Origin of the sequence: Anaerobacterium chartisolvens, assembly GCF_003337415.1 — a bacterium.
GTDB classification, from domain to species: domain Bacteria; phylum Bacillota; class Clostridia; order Acetivibrionales; family DSM-27016; genus Anaerobacterium; species Anaerobacterium chartisolvens.
This window is the reverse complement of record NZ_QPJT01000014.1, coordinates 120,713-135,719: the sequence shown is the minus strand read 5'-3', so window position 1 is coordinate 135,719 and position 15,007 is coordinate 120,713. Positions and strand designations below refer to the sequence as shown.

General features: G+C 38.9%; 14 protein-coding genes and 1 rRNA gene. 1 reads left to right on the top strand and 14 read right to left on the bottom strand.

The window, feature by feature from the left end; all coding sequences use genetic code 11:
• From DFR58_RS13080 to DFR58_RS13025, 12 genes are all read right to left on the bottom strand, one after another.
• Positions 1 to 370 (bottom strand): 16S ribosomal RNA (locus DFR58_RS13080); the annotation flags it as partial.
• 494 nt (positions 371 to 864) lie between these two features.
• Entirely contained in the window at positions 865 to 1,350 is a 486-nt protein-coding gene (locus DFR58_RS13075; protein ID WP_114298298.1) for an ATP-binding protein, read from the bottom strand.
• 31 nt (positions 1,351 to 1,381) lie between these two features.
• On the bottom strand, positions 1,382 to 2,146 hold the full coding sequence (locus DFR58_RS13070) for a SigB/SigF/SigG family RNA polymerase sigma factor (protein ID WP_114298297.1): 765 nt from the start codon (positions 2,144 to 2,146) through the stop codon (positions 1,382 to 1,384).
• A gap of 1 nt (position 2,147) precedes the next feature.
• Entirely contained in the window at positions 2,148 to 2,540 is a 393-nt protein-coding gene (locus DFR58_RS13065; RefSeq protein ID WP_114298296.1) for an ATP-binding protein, read from the bottom strand.
• 12 nt (positions 2,541 to 2,552) lie between these two features.
• Entirely contained in the window at positions 2,553 to 2,867 is a 315-nt protein-coding gene (locus DFR58_RS13060) for an STAS domain-containing protein (RefSeq protein ID WP_114298295.1), read from the bottom strand.
• Positions 2,868 to 2,919: 52 nt separating this feature from the next.
• A complete protein-coding gene (locus DFR58_RS13055) occupies positions 2,920 to 3,783 on the bottom strand; it encodes a hypothetical protein (RefSeq protein WP_114298294.1) in 864 nt (287 codons plus the stop codon).
• A 162-nt stretch (positions 3,784 to 3,945) separates the two neighbouring features.
• Positions 3,946 to 5,439: a lysine--tRNA ligase gene (gene lysS / locus DFR58_RS13050; RefSeq protein WP_114298293.1), complete on the bottom strand. Its 1,494-nt coding sequence runs from the start codon at positions 5,437 to 5,439 to the stop codon at positions 3,946 to 3,948.
• A 152-nt stretch (positions 5,440 to 5,591) separates the two neighbouring features.
• Positions 5,592 to 6,068: a transcription elongation factor GreA gene (gene greA, locus DFR58_RS13045; protein WP_114298292.1), complete on the bottom strand. Its 477-nt coding sequence runs from the start codon at positions 6,066 to 6,068 to the stop codon at positions 5,592 to 5,594.
• Between the two features lie 434 nt (positions 6,069 to 6,502).
• Positions 6,503 to 7,489 carry a hypothetical protein gene (locus DFR58_RS13040; protein ID WP_114298291.1) on the bottom strand — a complete coding sequence of 329 codons (987 nt, stop codon included), beginning with the start codon at positions 7,487 to 7,489 and terminating at the stop codon, positions 6,503 to 6,505.
• Positions 7,490 to 7,606: 117 nt separating this feature from the next.
• A complete protein-coding gene (locus DFR58_RS13035) occupies positions 7,607 to 9,106 on the bottom strand; it encodes an IMP dehydrogenase (protein ID WP_114298290.1) in 1,500 nt (499 codons plus the stop codon).
• 296 nt (positions 9,107 to 9,402) lie between these two features.
• Positions 9,403 to 9,810, bottom strand: a complete 408-nt coding sequence (locus DFR58_RS13030) for a hypothetical protein (RefSeq protein ID WP_114298289.1) — start codon at positions 9,808 to 9,810, stop codon at positions 9,403 to 9,405.
• 161 nt (positions 9,811 to 9,971) lie between these two features.
• On the bottom strand, positions 9,972 to 10,751 hold the full coding sequence (locus DFR58_RS13025) for an SDR family oxidoreductase (protein ID WP_114298288.1): 780 nt from the start codon (positions 10,749 to 10,751) through the stop codon (positions 9,972 to 9,974).
• A gap of 243 nt (positions 10,752 to 10,994) precedes the next feature.
• Here DFR58_RS13025 and DFR58_RS13020 point away from each other — a divergent pair, with 243 nt between their 5' ends.
• Positions 10,995 to 11,426 carry a flavodoxin family protein gene (locus DFR58_RS13020; protein WP_114298287.1) on the top strand — a complete coding sequence of 144 codons (432 nt, stop codon included), beginning with the start codon at positions 10,995 to 10,997 and terminating at the stop codon, positions 11,424 to 11,426.
• A 119-nt stretch (positions 11,427 to 11,545) separates the two neighbouring features.
• Here DFR58_RS13020 and yjeH read toward each other — a convergent pair whose 3' ends face one another.
• Together yjeH and DFR58_RS13010 are read right to left on the bottom strand one after the other, a co-directional pair.
• On the bottom strand, positions 11,546 to 12,829 hold the full coding sequence (yjeH, locus tag DFR58_RS13015) for an L-methionine/branched-chain amino acid transporter (RefSeq protein ID WP_114298286.1): 1,284 nt from the start codon (positions 12,827 to 12,829) through the stop codon (positions 11,546 to 11,548).
• Between the two features lie 409 nt (positions 12,830 to 13,238).
• The gene (locus DFR58_RS13010; RefSeq protein WP_114298285.1) at positions 13,239 to 14,840 is read right to left on the bottom strand and encodes a family 43 glycosylhydrolase; all 1,602 of its coding nucleotides are present in this window, start codon (positions 14,838 to 14,840) and stop codon (positions 13,239 to 13,241) included.
• Positions 14,841 to 15,007 lie beyond the last annotated feature (167 nt).

Below are 15,007 nucleotides of genomic sequence, written 5' to 3'. Positions count from 1 at the left end.
CACTGCTGCCTCCCGTAGGAGTCTGGGCCGTGTCTCAGTCCCAATGTGGCCGTTCGACCTCTCAGTCCGGCTACCGATCGTCGCCTTGGTGGTCCGTTACACCTCCAACTAGCTAATCGGACGCGGGTCCATCTTATACCGGATTTGACTCCTTTGATTACTCTGCCATGTGACAAAATAATATTATGCGGTATTAGCACAAGTTTCCCTGTGTTATCCCCCTGTATAAGGCAGGTTACCCACGCGTTACTCACCCGTCCGCCACTAAAATACACCTTCCGATAAATCTTCCGGCATATCTCCGTTCGACTTGCATGTGTTAGGCACGCCGCCAGCGTTCGTCCTGAGCCAGGATCAAACTCTCAATTTAAAAGAAAAACTTTTATTTGAAAGCCTTTTGGCTCAAATTACTTTTTTTAAAAAGTATCAAACTATCACTAGCTTGCTAAGCTCGTTTATTAAGCGAACTTAGGTACTCAAATTATTTTAACGAGTTCCATGATTATCTTGCTTTTACACTGTTTAATTTTCAAAGTCCATTAGTAATCTCTTATTTAAAGAAATTGCTTTGGAAAATTCAAAAAATCTTCCTTTAGTAAATTCCTTAAAAGAAATTTACTTTAGCCTGTTCTGAAGGGCTTCGACACTATATTGTACAAAACCGCTTACGAAACAGCTTTTATATACTATCACGACACAATTTATTTGTCAATACCTTTTCGGATGTTTTTTTAAATTTGCCGTGCGACAGCTTTTATATATTAACATAAGCACTTTGTAATTGTCAAGAATGTTTTTAGAACAAAATTTATAGATAACAAAAGCACTTCTTTAATTAAGTGCTCCATTCAAAAAATGTATGGCTTAATATAATTTCTTTAAAACAATAATCCTGTTTCCCCTGCCGTTAAACTTTATTTTTTCGCTTAGGCTTAAGACAATAGTCATCCCTCTTCCCGTTTCCTTCATGCTGCAAACATCCTTTGTCTCCTGAAGTGACGTTTTTTGCTTGCTTAGCAGGCATCTGCAGTTATACCCCTGTCCCTCATCCTCCACTATTAAAACCATATACCCGCTGTCATTTATCCCTACGGCTATTTTAACAAACTTATTGGCATCCTCCCTGTTGCCATGCCTGACAGCATTTAATATTAGTTCGTTGAGAATAACTTTTACTTCAAATATAATGCTTTGATCCGGCTTATGAGAAATTTTTTGGATATAGAGCAGGATGTCATCTATTACAGGACTTATATAATCTATGCTGCTGAGTATTTTAAATTTACAAATCCTTAATTTCAGCAATGTCTTCCCATCCTTTAAGTTTCTTATGGGTTTATTCATACCCATACTTATTTAATTATAAACAAATATCTTATTCTTATTTGCCTAATATCGTCCTGAATTTCTCCATAACCTTCCTTTCCAGCCTGGATACGTACATTTGAGATACTCCCAGCTTTCCGGCAATGTCCTTTTGCGTTTTATTTTTAAAGTACCTCATCCTTATGAATTCTTTTTCAGCCTCATTAAATTTATCCATACTCTTTTTCAGGAAATCCCTGTTTTCTATTCTTTCAAAGGTATTGTCTTCAGCTCCTATAGTTTCATGCAGCTCCAAATCGTCATCAGCATATACATTCTGATCAAAGGACTGCACGTTATAGATATTCCATGACTCGATTATTTCAAGGACGCTTTCCTCACTCATATTTATATACGAAGCAATTTCGTCCACTCGCGGTACCCTTTGCAGTTGGTGAGACAGAGTTTCCCTCGCATAATTAACCTTCTGATATACCTCATATATTCTCCTCGGTATCCGTATTACAGAAGCCTTGTCACGGAAAAATCTTTTGATCTCTCCTATTATAGTGGGTGTTGCAAAGCTTACGAATTTTACACCCTTGTCAAGGCTAAAACGCTCTACCGCTTTTATAACCGCAATGCTGGCTACCTGATATATGTCCTCATAATCAATGCCTCTATTTAAAAACTTTTTTGATATTATCTCAGCTAAATAAAGATACTTGCTAACAATTTTATTTCTATTCTCAGTGCTTGGATTATCCTGATATTTTATAAAAAGATCTTGATATTCCTCATTAGCGGGATTAATCTGATCCTCAATATTATTATTTACCATTTTAGACTTTCCCTTCAAGAACTTTGTACATAGAAAATAGGTATGGAGTATCGGAACACAATTCAGCACCGTCCATTAATGCATTTATTAAAGCTAATGCCAACTGATCCCTTTCTTTATCGAAAATACATTTTAACTTTTTGTCCTCACAGTCAAAAATTATATCTAGCCGCTCTTTGTGCATCTTAAATACTATTTTGTACTCCAACGCATCTGCGCTTCCCGCATTGACAAGCTTGTTACATACCTCCGCAACCGCAACCTTTATGTCTTCAATGGTATCAATGTCAAAGCCTATCCTGTTTGCAACACCTGAGGCTGTCAGCCTTACTATGCTTACATACTCGGCTTTGAAAGGCAAAGAAATCTCAATTTTATCATTAACGGTATCCATTCCAAACTCCTTTTATTCAATAATAAACAGCTTATCCAATCCTGTTATAAGAAATAATTTTTTTATATTATCCTTTATATTTGATAAGAATATTTTTTTATTATTCTGCCTCACTTTTTTTAGTATGCCTACAAATATTCCAAGCCCCGTGCTGTCTATATAATGTAAATCTCTGCAATCAATTTTTAAATCGGAGTCATTGGAATCGACTATGGCATAAAGCTTATCCTTTAAGCTTTGAGAAGTATATATATCTACTTCACCTGATATATATATATTTACAAATCCTCTCGCCTGTTCTTCTCTGACTGTCAGTTCACTGGACATTATTGTCTTCCTCCTCACCTGATTTATATAGGGTGCAATAAAACTATATGGCTTAATTCACAAGCTTCTTAATAAATTCTTCAGCAGCGGAAGGGTGCAAGGGATTGACTCTTATTGCCGCAATTGCTTCCTTTCCGTCGAGCTGGACCTCCTTTAAAAAGGTGCTTCCCCTTACATCTATTCCATAAATATGCTCGGCATCCCCGTCCTCCGGTTTTAATGAAATGAACTTTTGCGAATCAGTGTCCAGCTCTTGCGACAATCTATCAAGACTCTCAAGCCCGCTGCCTTTTGCGATTTTTTCAAAGTTGGCTCTGTCAAATATATATACATCAACTTCGCCTGCCGCAGTTACTGCCATCGCTTTCATCTGCATTGCATATTCCTGCTGCGGGTTGACTGAGCCCTCTTGCTCCGGAAGCAGAGATATAATGTCCACTGAAGGCTCAGTGACAGACGGCAAGTCCTTTTTTATTTTTTCCTTTAATATATTAGAGTCCTGCGGGTAAAATTCTCCTATAAAAACAATGTTTAAATCCGGTTCAACTCTGGTCACCACGCTGTAAATAAAATGCCCTGCCAGAAGCAGTGCTACAAAGCCGATTATAAAGTGAAATTTATAATAATAAACAAAATTGCCCGCTTTTTTCTGATCGATTCCCAGCTTTTTAAATACGGGGTTTGGAGGTGTCTGCTGCTTTACCTCCATATCCTGTATTTTTTTTCTGGCTATACTGTTATAGGCATCATTTACCTCGTCAAGCTCCTTCTGCGCCTTAAGCCTCGCATCATCATCCTCATTATTTATAATATTTTTATATTTCTTTATCAAAAAAGCATAAGCTTTTTCTATTTCGCTTTTGTCCGCTTCTTCCCTTAAGCCAAGAACTTTATAAGCATCTCTCAATTCAAGCATAATAGACACCTCCATCTTGCAATCTTGAAAATACACCTCTTTTGCGAATAAAATATTTATATGCATTATATCATTTTATAAGCCTCAAGGTAAGTGTTATTGTTATACAAATATCTGATATTGTATAACAATATCTAGGCATTTTTGCAGCTTGCCTTTACACTATTTTATAGGCTTCATTGTGGGGAACAAAAGAACATCCCTTATCGAGGACGAGTCGGTCAACAGCATTATCAGCCTGTCGATTCCTATGCCCAATCCGCCCGTAGGAGGCATTCCATACTCCAATGAGGTTATAAAGTCTTCGTCCATCATGTTGGCTTCTTCATCTCCGGCATCCCTTTTTTTCATCTGGCTTACAAAGCGCGCTCTCTGATCTATGGGATCATTCAGCTCAGAGTAAGCATTCCCCATCTCACCTATTACTGTAAAGGCCTCAAACCTTTCCGTAAGCTCAGGTCTGTCAGGCTTCCTCTTGGTCAGAGGCGAAACCTCAACCGGATAATCATATATAAAGGTGGGCTGTATTAAGTGCTCTTCTACAAGCTCCTCAAAAACCAGACTGAGAATTTCGCCCTTTGAAAGCTTTCCCTCGATATGAACTTTTTTCTCCTTTGCCGCCCTTTCAGCATCCTCATCGGAATGTATCTCATCAAAATCTATACCTGTATATTTTTTTACCGCCTCGATCATAGACATCCTGTCCCAAGGAGGAGTAAGATCTATTTCCTGACCCTGATAAACAACCTTCATTGTGCCCAGAACCTCCTCGGCCACCTTAGAAATAAGCCCCTCCGTCAAATCCATCATTCCCCTGTAATCGGTGTATGCCTCATACACCTCCATAAGAGAAAACTCAGGGTTGTGTTTTACAGACATACCTTCATTTCTGAACATTCTTCCCATCTCGTAGACCTTTTCCATACCGCCTACAATTAAGCGCTTTAGGTAAAGCTCAGGTGCTATTCTTAAATATAAATCAATGTCAAGGGTATTGTGATGCGTAATAAACGGCCTTGCTGACGCCCCTCCGGGAATGGTATTCAAAAGAGGCGTATCCACCTCTAAAAATCCTCTGTCATCTAAGTATTTTCTGATGGCTTTAATTATTTTGCTTCTTATAGTAAATGTTTTTTTTACATCAGGATTTACGATAAGATCAACATATCTTTGCCTGTATCTCAAATCCATATCTTTAAGACCGTGCCACTTCTCAGGAAGAGGCTGAAGCGCCTTTGAAAGCAAGAGCACCTCCTTAACCTTTACCGATATTTCTCCCTTATGTGTTTTAAAAACCTCGCCCTTGACCCCTACAATATCTCCTATGTCATATTTTTTGAAATCCTCGTATACTTCCTGCCCGACCTCATCAACCTTTACATATAGCTGAAGCCTGCCCTCCCTGTCGTGCAAATCACAAAAGCTGGCCTTTCCCATTCCCCTTTTAGACATAAGCCTTCCGGCAAGGGATACGTCCTGGCCCTCAAGCGTCTCAAAGTTTTCAACAATATATACTGTTGAATGAGTTACTTCATATTTAACAATTTTAAACGGGTCTTTTCCGTTTTCTTGAAGCTCCAAAAGCTTTGCTCTTTTAATCCTTAAAATTTCATTTAAATTCTGCGCTTCCTGATTTGCATCTAAATTCTCCGACATTACTAAAGCCTCCTAAAGTAGAAATAATACCATATTACAGAATAACAGCTTACATTAGCGTAAACTGTTATCTTTGACATAATTATATATTAACTTTAAATGACATTACAACCTTTTATCAATTTATCAATAAATTTATATAGCAGTATATTTTATTTATTAATGCTCAAAATTTTAAACTTTATAATACCGTCAGGAGCAGAGACATCAATTACATCCCCGACTTTCATCCCCATAAGAGCCTTTCCCACAGGTGATTCGTTCGATATCTTAAACCTTCCGGGATCTGCCTCTGTAGACCCTACTATATGATATTGAACTTCCTCATCAAATTCAACATCAAACAGCTTAACCTTTGAACCTAAGCTTACATGCTCGGTGGTTACCTCGTCCTCATCAATAACCCTTGCATTTTTAAGCATGGTTTCAAGCTGCACAATCCTGCCCTCCATCTGGGCCTGTTCATTTTTCGCCTCATCATATTCGGAATTTTCAGATATGTCACCAAAGGATAATGCTTCTTTTATCCTCTCGGCAACCTCAATCCTTTTAATTTTTTTCAGATAGTCCAGCTCATCCTCTAACTTCTTTAAGCCCTCATAGGTCAATACAACTTCTTTGCCTGTCATCTGGAGCCTCTCCTTTACCAAATATTTTGTGTTTATATGCATAAAGACAAATTAAGTAAAGATGTGTCTTAAATACATATGGAGTTAAACACAGCAAGCCTCACCCAATAAGCAACCCGGATTTCCTGCCAGCCCTCATTTTAAAATTCATAGACAAGTCTTAAGCCGTGAGGTTAATAATATATGTATTGCTGATTAATTTATTCCTTGATATTAAATGTCACCTCAACAATATGGGCATAAAATATAAATAACACTGAATTCTCAATTAATAAGCCAGTGTCTTTCCAGCAACTCATATTCATTAAAACATGGACATTCCGTTGATTATTTTTATTAATTATAGAATACAAACTATTTCTTGTCAAGAAGAGCAGTAAATATATTTTTTATCAGCATTTTTTACAATTTTTGTTTGCAGCAAGCTTGCTATGCTAAAAAGCACTGGCCTTGAACATATTATGTCTTCCCATATAACCGCATATTGAATAGCAGTTTCTGTAAAACTCACCTGCAAGACGAGTTGCGAGCTCATAATCGCAGAGCACCCCACAAATCCTTTCGTGGCATCCCGATTTATGGCTCAGCAAAATTTCGGAAAGCTCAAGCTTGCCGTAATGATCAAATAGCCCTTTATCCAGCATACATGCAATTTTAGGAGGAATACATACATCTATCCCATTTATTACAGTACCCTCACCTGACACCTGCTCTAAGCCCAAATCCCCATAATTTATAACAACCTGCTTAAAATTAGTTCTTATATTAATGGAAGGCCGATTTGAATATGCAAGATTAATAATCAGTTCGGCACTTTTTACAGCACTCCTATAATCACTCGTCACCCTTATTGCCAGACCCGTATTACAGCATATTTGGGCTATTTCGTCATCAATACTCTCCTTATCGCCGGTTGCTACCGTTATATATTTTACAAATGGAGATAATACTTCTATTATCGCGTAAAGCTCATCCCTATTGTTCTGATGAACTATGGTAATATCCAAGTCGCAAATGCTTTTTCTCTTTTTATTAAAAACATCTTTTATTATATTAACTAGAAGTGCTTTATACAGTGTTTGACCGCTGAACTCAAAAACATACCCGGTATCTCCTTGGCCAAACCCGCCTCTACCACACAGGCTCCGGGGCAAAATACACCTATCTACATTATACCTGGCTTTTACCCTCTCAATTAAAGGACTCATGTCCTTTTTCCCTGATAATACCTCTCCAACGCTGTAGGGAGCATTTACTACACAAAGCTCGACCTCGTCAAACAGGTTAATTTTAGCTGCCTTTTCTTTATTCCGAAACTTTAAAAGCAATCTTCCCGCCTTATCGGAAATAAATCCTGCGAGGCTTTTTTCCGGCATATTCGCCTGCCGGTTTTCAAATGTAAATAAAGCAAAGCTTGCCATATAGCACAGCCCTTCATAATTTTATATTATGATAATTATTTAATGAGGCCTGCAAATATGCATACAATATTTATAAAAGGACTCGCTAAAGCGAGTCCTTTTATATGAACCTTTGTTTTATGAACGGTCATTTTCCTTCAATATTACATCATGAGCGCCACCCTCAATAATGCTGGTTGCAGACACCAGAGTTATTCTTGCTTCTCTGTGAAGCTGCTTTATGCTGGCTGCCCCGCAGGTACACATTGTAGACCTTATTTTGCTTACCGTTATATCCAGATTATCCTTGAGCTTTCCTGCATAAGGTACATATGAATCCACACCCTCTTCAAAGGAAAGCTTTTGCTCTCCACCCATGTCGTATCTCTGCCAGTTGCGTGCCCTGTTCGAGCCCTCTCCCCAGTATTCCTTTACAAAGTTGCCTCCTATTTTAAGCTTTCTGGTAGGGCTTTCGTCAAACCTCGCAAAGTATCTCCCGAGCATGACAAAATCCGCTCCCATTGCCAGTGCCAGTGTCATATGATAGTCATGCACTATGCCCCCGTCAGAGCATATAGGCACGTAAATTCCACTCTCCCGGAAGTAGCGGTCTCTTTCTCTGGCTACCTCTATGACGGAAGTCGCCTGGCCTCTTCCTATACCCTTCTGCTCTCTGGTTATACAGATAGAGCCTCCCCCTATTCCAACCTTGACAAAGTCTGCTCCGGCCTCAACAAGATACATAAAGCCTTCCCTGTCAACAACATTTCCTCCCCCGACCTTGACCCGGCCATTATATTCCTTCTTTATCCACTCAATTGTCTCTTTCTGGTATTCAGTATACCCGTCCGAGGAATCTACACAGAGAATATCAGCCCCTGCCTCAACCAATGCCGGAACTCTTTCTTTGTAGTCCTTTGTATTTATTCCGGCACCTGTAATAATTCTTTTGTTGCTGTCTAACAGCTCGAGAGGATTTTCCTTATGGCTGTCATAGTCCTTTCGGAATACCATATAAACAAGATTTTGCTCTTCATCTATAATAGGAAGGCAATTTAGCTTGTGATCCCATATCATGTCATTGGCTTCTGTAAGAGTAATGCCCTCTTTTCCATACACAAGAGAAGAAAAGGGTGTCATAAACTCACTTATTTTTGTATCAATAGCTGTCCTTGTAAGCCTGTAATCTCTGCTTGTAACAATGCCAAGAAGCTTCCCCCCCGGGCCCCCATTATCTGTTATGGCTATGGTAGCATGTCCCGTCCTCTCCTTTAGCTCTATAACGTCCTTAAGGGTATTATCAGGCTTGAGGTTAGAGTCGCTTACTACATATCCCGCCTTATACTTTTTTACCTTTGCCACCATCTCAGCCTGTTTTTCTATCGCTTGAGACTGAAATATAAACGAGATTCCCCCGCTTCTGGCAAGTGCTATTGCCATATTGTGATCCGAAACGGACTGCATTATGGCAGAGGCAAAAGGCAGATTGATTTCAATGGGAGACTTCTCCCCTTTACAGAACTTAACAATAGGTGTCTTAAGGGACACATCGGAAGGTGTCATTTCCTTTGTTGTAAGATTGGGTATAAGAAGATATTCGTTAAACGTTCTTGACGGTTCATCATAATAAAATGCCACTTTGCATTCCCTCCTCATTATTATAAATATATTAAATTATGATTCTTTATTTTAGCTTGAAGCAATAAATGGGTATTAAGAACAGGCTTATCATTTTCAAGCCTTTATCCCGGATAATTTTATAGAATATTCTATATCATTAAAATACCTGTGTCAATTAAAATAATTGCTTGTCATAAATTAAATAAATTATGAAAGACAAAAGCCCTCATAGCCTTTATATTAAAGGATTGGGGCTCCTTTTATGTTGCTTTGACGCAAGAGAAAAAGATGTGGTTAGTGTATTTTCTAAGCTTCTATTCAAAAAACGCCTTTACCACCTTTATAAAAATTGCCTTTTCAATGCTGTTAAGCTGTTTCCTTTTAAACAGCCTCAAAACCTCTCCGTATTCCCTTTCCATATCAATGTCCACGGATGACACGGCATCTTGTTGTTTACTATCCAAAGTCTCGGTAATAAATACCATTTCTCCCGACATATCTATAACCACATTCTTTTTAAAAGAATTTCCATTATCGGTGTCCCATGTGGTTACACAGTTATAAACTCCTTTCTTGACTTCCTCTATGGAAATCACATTAAACACTCTTTCAAAGCCACTCTCTGATATGGCCGTCATTATTTCTGAGGAATTTGTGTAAAAGGAGTATTCAATATACTCTCCAACATCCTTTAGATAATCAATAAGCTCCAACGAATTCATAGCCCGGCACTCCCCCCTCAAATTTGCTTAATCAAGCGGTATAACTCTGTCTGTTTTCCTTTATATTGTAACATAATATCATAATACTTTACAGGAATTTTTATAGCCTTGCTTATAAAACCAGTCCCCTAAAGCCTACAGGGCTTCAAATTCATTCTTCCTTATCCGGAATAGATCCATCCGCAGTCACCGCTGTATATCATTTGCCTGGTCATTCCCCCGTCAACTGTGATATTTTCACCGCTGATAAAGCCGTTGTCCTCATCGCACAGAAACATTACCGTGCGCGCTATATCAATAGGCCTGCCTACACGATGTACAGGGTGCTGGTTCTTGTCGGCAGTGCTGTGTCTGCTTTCATAATCATCACTTAAGTTTGCAGAAACATCTATCCAGCCGGGACTCACACTGTTTACCCTCACCTTTCCCGCAAGGCTTACGGCTAAAGCATGTGTCAGTGCCGAAATGCCCCCTTTTGCCGCCGTATAGCTTTCGGTATCCGGCTGTGACATGGCGGCTCTTGTAGAGGATATATTTACAATGGCAGCCTTTGGTGCAAAGTGGTTTAGAAACAGTTTTGAAAGCATATACGGCGCTGTTATTCCCACTCTCAGAACATAGTTGAAATCATCACATTTACAGCCTGTGATTATTCCTCTCCGGCTTAAGCACGCATTATTAATAAGGAAGTCCACTTCCCCGTAAGTTTTTATAACCCTATCCGCAAAGCTCTCTATAACTTCTTTCTCTGCAATATCTCCGTAAAAAAACAGACCTTGAGCGCCTTTCTCCTTTATGATCTTTACAGCTCTTTCCCCAGCCGCCCTGTCCATGTCTATGAAGGCCACTCTTGAACCCCTTGCAGCAAATTCGTTTACAATACAAAGCCCGATTCCATTTGCCCCTCCTGTAACTACACAGACCTTATTTTTAAAATCCATACCGTATCCCGCTTCCATTCTTTGTCGTGTTCACATTCCTTTTAACTATACAATTTAGTATACTCCAATACATTTATTTCTTCAATCTGCTCCTCTCTAAAATGAGGCTTTTTTGCTGTTATCCTCCATGAGATATCCTTCTTAAAAGCATATGGCATTGTTAAAATATTCCCCAGCCATTGTTTAAACCCTTCTCATGGGATATAATGAAAAAAACCTTACTAAAAATGGAGGATGCTTGCCATGAAAATTAAAGTCATGTATCATACGAGAGGCGGAAACACAAAAAAGATAGCTGAGGCTATAGCCCAGACAGCAGGGCACACCGCAGAGTCTGTTCCTCCTGCATATCCCGATGAAAATATCAAGCTCGTTTTTCTAGGAGCGGGTATCTACGCCGGTAAAATAGACCCTAAAATGCAGGAATACATACAAACCCTTGATACGGGGAAGGTAAAAAATGTAGCCCTTTTCGGCACTGCTGGAAGCCCTGAGGGCGGTATTCAAATAATGCGCCAGCTTCTGGAGTCCAAAGGAATCAACGTTCTTCCCGAGTCGTTTGTATGTCCCGGAAAATTCTTTTTATTTTTTAACCGCAAGCGCCCAAGTTCCGATGATTTAAAAAATGCACAGGATTTCGCCAAAAAGGCAATAGAAGCTGTGGAAAAGGTGTAAAAGATAAAACTTGTAGCCAAAAAATTATTAAAGAGATTGAAAGTTTTTTAATTGCCCTTTCAATCTCTTTGGTTCATATGACTTTCTATTTTTATTCAGCCCAGCATCTCTCGTTTGCTTTAAAAATTCCGCGTCTTCTCTTGAGATGAAAGGTATAGCTCACGGGCATAATCCCAAAAAACCGAGAATATCAGAACGATTATTGCGTATATGGCTTTTGTTCCAATGCACATCAGTATAGATAAACAAAAAATGGTTGCCAGCAAAGCAATAATCTTTTTAAAACCACTAAGCAATACTAAACCAGAAACAGATGCAAGCAAATATACAGATATAAAAATTCCATTTGCATAAAGTATTAGCTCATTTAAGTTAATATTTAAAGCAAATTTCGCTGCGATAGTAATAAGAACTAATAAAAAGCAAGGGATAGTAGCATTTATAGGCACATTTCTCGATGTTGTTTTTAAAAAAAAGGCGGGAAGCACCTTGTTTTGGCTCATACTTAGTATCTGCCTTGAGAAACTTAAAATATATACATTTACTGTTGCAAAACATGTAATAAAACCTAATATACTTGCAAAATTCTTGCCATAGCCCCCAATCATTATATTTATTATATATGCTACATAGCCAGCATTTAAACTTTCATTGCCATATGCATGGTATTGCAGCACTATCAGACTTAACAGCAGACAAAGGAATCCAACTAATAGTATACTTATTATAACAGTTTTCGGAAAATCCTTCTCTATATTTTTGAATTCAGGTGCTAAATGAGCCAACGCCTCTATTCCTACAAAACACCAAAATACTATTCCCATTGACTCCAAAATAATAGAAATATCACCCTTTTCTAACTTAAAATTAGTGTTTTTTAAAATTAATAAGGGCTCTTTTGCCAGCGAAAATATCGCCATTATTAAGATTACAGCTACAATTACAATTGATATAATTGTCTGTATATTTCCTGTCAACTCAATGCCCTGCAAGTTGATTAAAAGCATAATTAATAACATTCCCACAGAGATAATAAATACCCCCGTTTTATTGGCGTTAATAATACTCCCTAGATAGTTTGCACCAGTAATAATAACTACTGGCGGGCCTATGCTTACTACTGATAAATATAACCATGATGTAAAATTTTCAAACCTTTTTCCAAAAGCATTTCTTATAAAAAATGCAGTTCCTCCCGCATTGGGATATACTATACCAAGGCTGCTGAATGTGAGGGCTATTGGAAGTATTATTAAAATCATTAATAACCAAGATACCGCAGATTTAGTACCAGCAATTGAAGATACAATTGCTGGTATTAGAAATATCCCAGAGCCTAACAGGGTGGAGACTAAAATTCCGATACCCTGATATAGGTTTAGACTTTTTTTTAGGCTAGACATCCTAATTCCTCCATGAGGCTGTCTCTGTCAACATAATTTCTGCATTTACACAGCCCATGCAAAACCTCTCTCTTTTATAATAATTTGGCAAATAGGCATTTGCCAAATTATTATATCATTGTTATGTATAATGTCAACATATATATAAAAATAAACAATATATATAATACAAATGTATGCTATTTCTTAAATTGGTACCATATATCAGACAATTAGTATTTAACCAGAAATGAACATTAGGCCTGAGTATACCTTGCTTTATCTACAACAAAAGGCCTTGCGGCGCAAAAATTTATCCGGCAATTAATTGCCGGATAAATTTCTTTTGCGCCGCAAGGCCCAATTTTTGTGCCAAAGTGACTTGCTTCCATGTCACTTTACCTGTTTAAGAGCAGATTATTCCGTCATTTTATACTGGAATCTTAGTTATAATTCCCAGTAGGTACTGCTTAAAGATGGAAAAATCCAGTGAATTAATTACACCGTCAGAGTTTAAGTCCGCTGCTTTAATACCGTTTTCTACCGGGAAAACGTCAATGGACCCAAGAAGGTACATTTTCATCAAGGCATAATCCGTTGTATTGACACTTCCGTCTCCGTTGAGATCTCCAACAAGGTATTCGGGATCGGATTGTGCTTTAAACTTCCATGAATCAATATTAAACAGATAATCGCTTCCTCCTGTAAATTTAAGGTATAAATCATGCACGCCTGTTGCACCGCTCACATTGCATGTTTTTGTTGTCCAAGTCTGCCAGCCGCCTGTGCCTGAAACAGCGCAGGTACCAATCAGCTTTCCGGTCGGGCTGTCAAGCCGGAGCTCTATGTTTCCTCCGCTGGTTGCCGAGCCTACCCTTGCTTCAAATGATGTCGCACCCGTTCCAAAGTCAACCCCTTTTACCTTTACCCAGTCTCCGTTTTGAATATACCCTACACAGCGTCCGCCTTCAGTAGAGTTCTCCACTTGAATACCGTATTCCTCAGCCATTGTTTCTGCTTCATTGGTAATATAAGGATTTACACTCTTTAACTGGGTCAGTCCGTTAGTTGTAATAGTAACCTTTTTTATTGTCCCATCAGTATTATATTCCATGCGGTCTAAGCACACGTTTCTCTGATATGTTCTTGCATCACCCGCAGGAGCACCGTTAGCTGCCGCAAGGGCCCTGTTGTGGTACGCAATATACCAATTCCCTTTATATGAAACTATCGATTGATGATTATTGTTCCCTTCATTTTGAGGAGGATTTGCCAGTACAGTTCCTTTGTGCTGAAATCCGCTCGTTGGGCTATCGCTGACCATGTACTCTATAGTGGCCGCCCCTTGAGAAAAATCGCTGGAATAGGTGAAGTAGTATTTTCCTTTATATTTATGAAGATGCGCAGCCTCGAAAAAGCGGGGAGCACTAAGCTTGGATGCAGATCCGTTTATGCTTATCATGTCATTGTTTAGTTTGACTACCCGGATATTTGACTGTCCATTTCCGCCAAAAAACAGATATGCCTGTCCATTATCATCAACAAAGGCACCCGGGTCAAAGCACCAAAAACCGCTGGGCGCATCTACACCAGGAGTACTGTTGGTTACCAATGCTTTACCTAATGCATCCTTAAAAGGCCCTGTTGGACTGTCACTTACAGCAACTCCAATGCCTCCGCCGCCATTTCCATAATACATATAGTATTTATTGTTTTTAGCAACAACTGAAGGAGCCCATGACAGCCCAGCCCAGCCTGACGCTTTGAAAACCTCGCCGTGGTCGGTCCAGTTCTTCAGATCATCTGTGGATATGCAGGTAATATCATTCATTATATACCCCGGACGGCTCGAATCATATACATCATGCGAGCAGTAAAGATACAGCCTTCCATTTGCCTCCAAGGCGGATGGATCAGCGGTATATCGCTGATAAAATATAGGGTAATCGGCAAATACAGTAATAGCTCCTGAGGTTAAAATCATCACACAAACCACACTTAAAATTAACAACCTTTTCATCTTTTTTAACATAGTTTTCTCTCCTTTAATTTTAAAATAAAAATTATACAAAGTCTATCCCGGGAACTCGGTTATAAGCCCAAGCAGGTATTGCTTGAGCAGCAGCATATCAACGGTGTTGACTGCCCCATTACCGTCTAAATCGGCACATGCAGGATCAGCAAGCAGCTCCAGCTCAA

Excerpts from the sequence above, each read along its gene's own strand:
- DFR58_RS13070 (WP_114298297.1), bottom strand. The coding sequence starts at position 2,146 with ATGGTAAATAATAATATTGAGGATCAGATTAATCCCGCTAATGAGGAA.
- DFR58_RS13030 (WP_114298289.1), bottom strand. The coding sequence starts at position 9,810 with ATGAATTCGTTGGAGCTTATTGATTATCTAAAGGATGTTGGAGAGTAT.
- DFR58_RS13020 (WP_114298287.1), top strand. The coding sequence starts at position 10,995 with ATGAAAATTAAAGTCATGTATCATACGAGAGGCGGAAACACAAAAAAG.
- greA (WP_114298292.1), bottom strand. The coding sequence starts at position 6,068 with ATGACAGGCAAAGAAGTTGTATTGACCTATGAGGGCTTAAAGAAGTTA.
- DFR58_RS13075 (WP_114298298.1), bottom strand. The coding sequence starts at position 1,350 with ATGGGTATGAATAAACCCATAAGAAACTTAAAGGATGGGAAGACATTG.
- DFR58_RS13055 (WP_114298294.1), bottom strand. The coding sequence starts at position 3,783 with ATGCTTGAATTGAGAGATGCTTATAAAGTTCTTGGCTTAAGGGAAGAA.
- DFR58_RS13010 (WP_114298285.1), bottom strand. The coding sequence starts at position 14,840 with ATGTTAAAAAAGATGAAAAGGTTGTTAATTTTAAGTGTGGTTTGTGTG.
- lysS (WP_114298293.1), bottom strand. The coding sequence starts at position 5,439 with ATGTCGGAGAATTTAGATGCAAATCAGGAAGCGCAGAATTTAAATGAA.
- DFR58_RS13065 (WP_114298296.1), bottom strand. The coding sequence starts at position 2,540 with ATGGATACCGTTAATGATAAAATTGAGATTTCTTTGCCTTTCAAAGCC.
- DFR58_RS13040 (WP_114298291.1), bottom strand. The coding sequence starts at position 7,489 with ATGGCAAGCTTTGCTTTATTTACATTTGAAAACCGGCAGGCGAATATG.
- DFR58_RS13025 (WP_114298288.1), bottom strand. The coding sequence starts at position 10,751 with ATGGATTTTAAAAATAAGGTCTGTGTAGTTACAGGAGGGGCAAATGGA.
- DFR58_RS13060 (WP_114298295.1), bottom strand. The coding sequence starts at position 2,867 with ATGTCCAGTGAACTGACAGTCAGAGAAGAACAGGCGAGAGGATTTGTA.
- yjeH (WP_114298286.1), bottom strand. The coding sequence starts at position 12,829 with ATGTCTAGCCTAAAAAAAAGTCTAAACCTATATCAGGGTATCGGAATT.